This window comes from Psychrobacter sp. (genome assembly GCF_036731945.1).
GTDB lineage: Bacteria > Pseudomonadota > Gammaproteobacteria > Pseudomonadales > Moraxellaceae > Psychrobacter.
In genome coordinates this window covers 297-5,434 of sequence record NZ_DAINDI010000043.1, presented here as the reverse complement: position 1 = coordinate 5,434, position 5,138 = coordinate 297, and the positions used below count along the sequence as shown (strand labels likewise).

At 42.6% G+C, this 5,138-nt stretch carries 3 protein-coding genes and 2 pseudogenes; 3 read left to right on the top strand and 2 right to left on the bottom strand.

Features of this window, described 5'->3' with window-relative positions; translation table 11 throughout:
• Positions 1-891 (bottom strand): annotated as a pseudogene (locus V7D75_RS09665) (anthranilate synthase component I family protein); the annotation flags it as partial.
• 2 nt (positions 892-893) lie between these two features.
• The gene (locus V7D75_RS09660; protein WP_333614392.1) at positions 894-2,129 is read right to left on the bottom strand and encodes a beta-ketoacyl-ACP synthase II; all 1,236 of its coding nucleotides are present in this window, start codon (positions 2,127-2,129) and stop codon (positions 894-896) included.
• A gap of 547 nt (positions 2,130-2,676) precedes the next feature.
• On the opposite strand from V7D75_RS09660, the gene V7D75_RS09655 reads away from it, so the two are divergent.
• From V7D75_RS09655 to V7D75_RS09645, 3 genes and pseudogenes are all read left to right on the top strand, one after another.
• Positions 2,677-3,891, top strand: a complete 1,215-nt coding sequence (locus tag V7D75_RS09655) for an EcsC family protein (protein ID WP_333614391.1) — start codon at positions 2,677-2,679, stop codon at positions 3,889-3,891.
• Between the two features lie 438 nt (positions 3,892-4,329).
• Positions 4,330-4,704, top strand: coding sequence for a 30S ribosomal protein S12 (gene rpsL, locus V7D75_RS09650; RefSeq protein ID WP_011281154.1), 375 nt, complete (start codon positions 4,330-4,332; stop codon positions 4,702-4,704).
• 206 nt (positions 4,705-4,910) lie between these two features.
• Positions 4,911-5,138: pseudogene (locus V7D75_RS09645) on the top strand (30S ribosomal protein S7); the annotation flags it as partial.

Here is a 5,138-nt window from a genome sequence, read left to right as displayed (position 1 = left end):
ATCAATATGATTAACCGCTAAATACCCTGCAAACGGCGCTTGGGTATTACGATGTAGGGCAGGTAAGTAATCAATCAGTTTTACTCCGCTACCATTATCACTGGGAGTATTAAAAGCGCCTTGCCATGCTTGGGTGAGATTGATTTGATAGCAATCACCTTGTTGCAGGTAGGATTGCGTTTTATCAAAGACTTGCTGATAATCTCGCTTACTCCATTGTGCATTTAGTAATAAAGGCGTGGTTTTATAGGACGTTACAAGTGCTGGTTTTTCTAAAGCTTGGTTAGATAATTCCTTATCCAATATATCTAAATATGAGATAAGCGTTTTAACCAGTACGCCTTTTTGTTCGTTATCAGTATCAGTGACGCTGTCTTTTATAGTGAGCTGCCAGCTCGCTTGTTCAGCATTTGGCGTTAGATAAATATCATAATGCCCTAAGGCGGCACAAGGCTGCGCTGCTAGCTCTGAGAAGATACCGTGATCATCTGCCTCATAAGCCTGACTATAAGCAATTAAATCCTCTTGCCAGTCGCTATAACTCATATAGGCGCTAGTAATCGCTTGATCGTTTTTATCATGGCTATCTAAACCACCACGGCAAGTTCTTATAACTTTATAAATAGGCGCTGGCCTATTAGAGTTTGCTACATCATCAGTAGGATAAAAAACCGACCAGTTCATTTTTGGTAATAAACCAATCACAGGTCCTCCGTCGTTATTCAGCCAAACCAGCTGCCAATTTACATTAGGATTTTGGACATATAAGTAACGCTGTAGATGGGGCATTAATTCGGCAGCAGTTAGCCCACCAAAACGCCAGCTAGGGTAAGTAGCTGGCGATAGGGCAGATGCTGACTGCTCAGTTTTAACAGGCGGTGCTAGAGGCATGGTTAAGCAACAAACTTTTTAATAATAAGAGTGGCGTTAGTACCGCCAAAGCCAAAGCTATTGCTCATAAGCGTTTTAAGCTCAACGTCACGCTTTTCAGTGACAATGTCAAAGTCTTTGGCAGCAGGGTCTAATTCTGTAATATTGATACTTGGGGCAATAAAGCCTTCTTGCAGCATCAATAAGCAATAAATCAATTCTTGCGCACCGACGGCACCTAAGCTATGGCCGGTCATTGATTTGGTTGAGCTGATAGCAGGGACTCGACTGACATCATCACCAAACACTTTGGCAATGGCATTAAGCTCAGTCACATCCCCTAACGGCGTACTGGTACCGTGACTATTGATGTAGTCAACGCTCTCTAAACCTGCTTCAGCAAGGGCGAGTTGCATACAGCGGACCGCACCTTCACCACTTGGGGCGACCATTTCAGCACCATCAGAGCTGGCGCCATAACCGACGATTTCAGCCAAGATATTGGCACCGCGCGCTTGGGCGTGCTCAAGACTTTCAACCACCACCATCGCCCCGCCTGCGGCAATCACAAAGCCATCGCGGTCTTTATCGTAGGCTCTAGAAGCAAGAGTTGGCGTGTCATTATACTGCGTACTGACCGCACCCATCGCATCAAACATACACGACTGTGTCCAATGTTCCGCTTCACTACCGCCAGCAAGTATGACATCGGCTTTGCCAAGTTGGATAAGTTCGGCGGCATGACCGATACAATGCGTCGACGTTGCGCACGCGGAGGTTAAAGAGTAGGAGATACCTTGGATTTTTAACCCTGTTGCCAGTGCCGCTGATACCGAGCTGCCCATGGTTTTTGGTACTGCCATCGCACCGACACCGCGCAAACCTTTTTCACGCATCGCATCGACGGCATTGACGATGTTTTCAGTTGATGCACCGCCCGAGCTTGCGACCACACCCACGCGCGGGTTATTGTTAATGGTTTCAAGGGGCAAGCCTGATTGCTCAATGGCGTTTAACGCGCTGACATAAGCGTAGAGACTGGCATCACTAAAAAAACGCTTCAATTTACGGTCAATGCCCGAGGTATCAAGTTCTGCTTGATCAATACTACCGCTAACCTGTGATTTAAAGTCGTGCTCAGCATACGATTCATTGAACGTAATACCTGAGCGCCCTTGTTTAAGAGCATCGGTGACAGTCGCCAAATCATGTCCGATACAAGAGACAATCCCTGCTCCAGTGATAACAACGCGGCGCATATTCTATTCCTTATGAGTAACGATTTTTTGATAATGACCTTTAATAATCGCTTTTAAATGCTTATTTGACAGCCATTTTAGTGCGCAAAAACCTACAATAGGCTGCTTAAATGCTGTTCGATAAATAAAAGTACAACTGTACTTTGAGTAATGGCATATAATAACGTATCGACGGTTTAAAATCTTGGCGTAAGTGTAAAATAACGACAAAATGGTCTTTATTTTTAAACAGCCTTCTTATCGCAACTGGCTGAGTTTTTTGGCCACGCTACAGCAGCAATGGCAGTAAAGTTTTTTGTTAAAGTAGTACAAACCATTGTTAGCTAAGGCGCGTTTAATATATGCTAAGGCTGTTGGCGGTTTAAAATAGGTGATACTTTTAGATACAAAATTGACGAGAGTGATAACATTGTAGGCACTGACAGTAATCGTTAGCATTGGCTAAAATGGCAATCAATTTGCAAAGTTCTTATAAAAGGCTCTTATTAAAAGTTCTTATAAATAATATTAATAACAAACATTCATTCATCATATTAAGGATATAAAGATGGCAAAGCGTAGCACTCTATATAAAGGCATCAGCAGCGTTGGCTCGTTTACTCGTAGTAATTTAGAACGCATGGGCGCAATGATTGATAGTGTCAATGCCAAAAGCGGCAAACCTCGCCAATTTAAGGCAGTCAATCTCGGCGATGAAGACTATCAGCAGGATTTATTTCGCGAGCAAACCTTAAAAGCCACCCAGCAGTTATTAGGTACGCGCTTTGCTACTTATGGCAAGTATGCCAAAAAAATAGTGCCAAACAGTCTGTTTGATTCGACGGTCGATGGTGCTTTTGCGCAGATTGCCAAGCTTGCGTCCAATTGGAGTCAGATTGACCTGCCAAATCAGCATCGCTTTGCCAATATCGCAAACTTAGATGACGAAGAACGTTATGCTCTAGCAACGGATATTGCCAATCAAAACCGTGCTTTGGCGACATTGGGCGGCTTAACAGGATTAGCAGGCCTACCAGGCTTACTTGCTGATACTCTGTGGTTGTTACTTGTTTCATTACGTACCGTTTATCAGCTAGGCGCTATTTATAATAAGCCATTGACTGGTAAGCAAGGCGTCAAAATGGCTTATGAATTACTGGCAAGTGCCGATTTGAGCAAAATGCAAGAGAAGCAGGCTTTATTAGCGGGTATTGGTATTGGTAAAGGCTTGCTTGATAATGCGCAAAGCAATGGTTTGCATAACGAGCTTAAAAACCTTGGTCTAAAAAATAAAAACGTCAATTTTTATGCCGAACAAGTAGATAATATTGCCAGCCAAATTGGCATTAACTTAGATAACATCAACTTATTATGGGTACGCCGTTTTCTACCGGCCACTGCGGTCATTGTTGGTATGCGTTACAACAGTCAGCTGATTGATGAAGTGATTGGCGTGGCACAAGCGACATTTGCACCAGAAGCCAAACTTGCTAACCGTGCCATTACCGACGATAGCAGTAGCGAAGCGCAGGTGAAGAAGAACACCGACAGTAAGAATGAAGAGCAAAGCCCTAAATCTGACAATGAAAAAGAGGACACAAATAAGGCAAAAGACGATAAGGCCAAAGCTGAAAACAACAAATCCAAGGCTGACGACGATAAATCTAAAGCTGACCAAACAGAAAGCGAAATAAAAGCCGCATCAGAACCTGTGTCTAAAACCACCGATGAAGAATCAGTAGATGAAAACTACAAAAAAGCTCAGGCAAGTAAAAAAGATTAACGTTTTAGTCTATAGCGGTTTAACTATAATTTACTGTATGAAGGCAGAAGCTGATATAAATCGGCTTATGCCTTTTTTATAAATATGACTTTTTTATGAAGGTATCTTAAGGCTAAAAAAGTATCTAAAATTCAAATTTTGCCTTGAAAAATAAACAACCAACTCCATTAATAGGAAACATCGATTTTACCATCTTGCAATGAAACAATTGCTCATCTTAAAATCTGTTGCTTACCGTTAAGTCTGCTACAATCTTTGCTCATGCACATCTATCGAATGTTGTAAAGGACAACCGCTCATAAGTGGTTGAAATAGCAGCAACAACTCTTTATAATACACTGTCCTAAAAATGGGTGTTCCGAAATCTGTCGTTAATGTCAGATTGCTGGCGCATTGGCCCATTTTTTTGTTTTATACCAAACGGGAGAAGGATGCCTTATGGCAACAACTAACCAATTGATTCGTAAAGGTCGCAAAACCATCAAGGAAAAGTCAAAAGTTCCTGCGTTGGAAGCGTGCCCACAACGCCGTGGTGTATGTACTCGTGTATATACTACTACCCCTAAAAAACCTAACTCAGCCATGCGTAAAGTATGTCGTGTACGTTTGACTTCAGGCTATGAAGTATCAAGCTACATCGGTGGTGAAGGTCATAACCTACAAGAGCACAGTGTTGTTCTTATCCGTGGTGGTCGTGTAAAAGATCTACCAGGTGTACGTTATCACACCGTCCGCGGTGCACTTGACTGCGCAGGCGTAAAAGACCGTAAGCAAGGTCGTTCTAAATATGGTGCGAAGAAGCCTAAAGTTTAATAGCTAATTGCTATTAAATAAGCTGATTTGTATCACCCATTAACTGTGCATGGGGCTGGTGTTAGCCGTATTTTTAAGTTATTAATTGACGCTATAACATACCGCCATGCAGTAAGGCTGACTGACAACTCGATATAACGCCATCCAATATGTAATTGGTGCGAGATTGTGAATGTCAGACACTCCTGAAGAAAAGGATTATTATTATGCCAAGACGTCGCGTCGTTGCTGCCCGTGAGATCCTACCGGATCCTAAGTTTGGTAGCCAAACTGTTGCAAAATTCATCAACCATGTCATGAGTCATGGTAAAAAATCTACTGCTGAGCGTATTGTTTATGGTGCTCTTGAGACAGTAGGTCAAAAGCGCAACATCGAAGATCCAGTCGCTTTCTTTGAAGAAGTTTTAGAAAATGTCCGCCCAATGGTCGAAGTA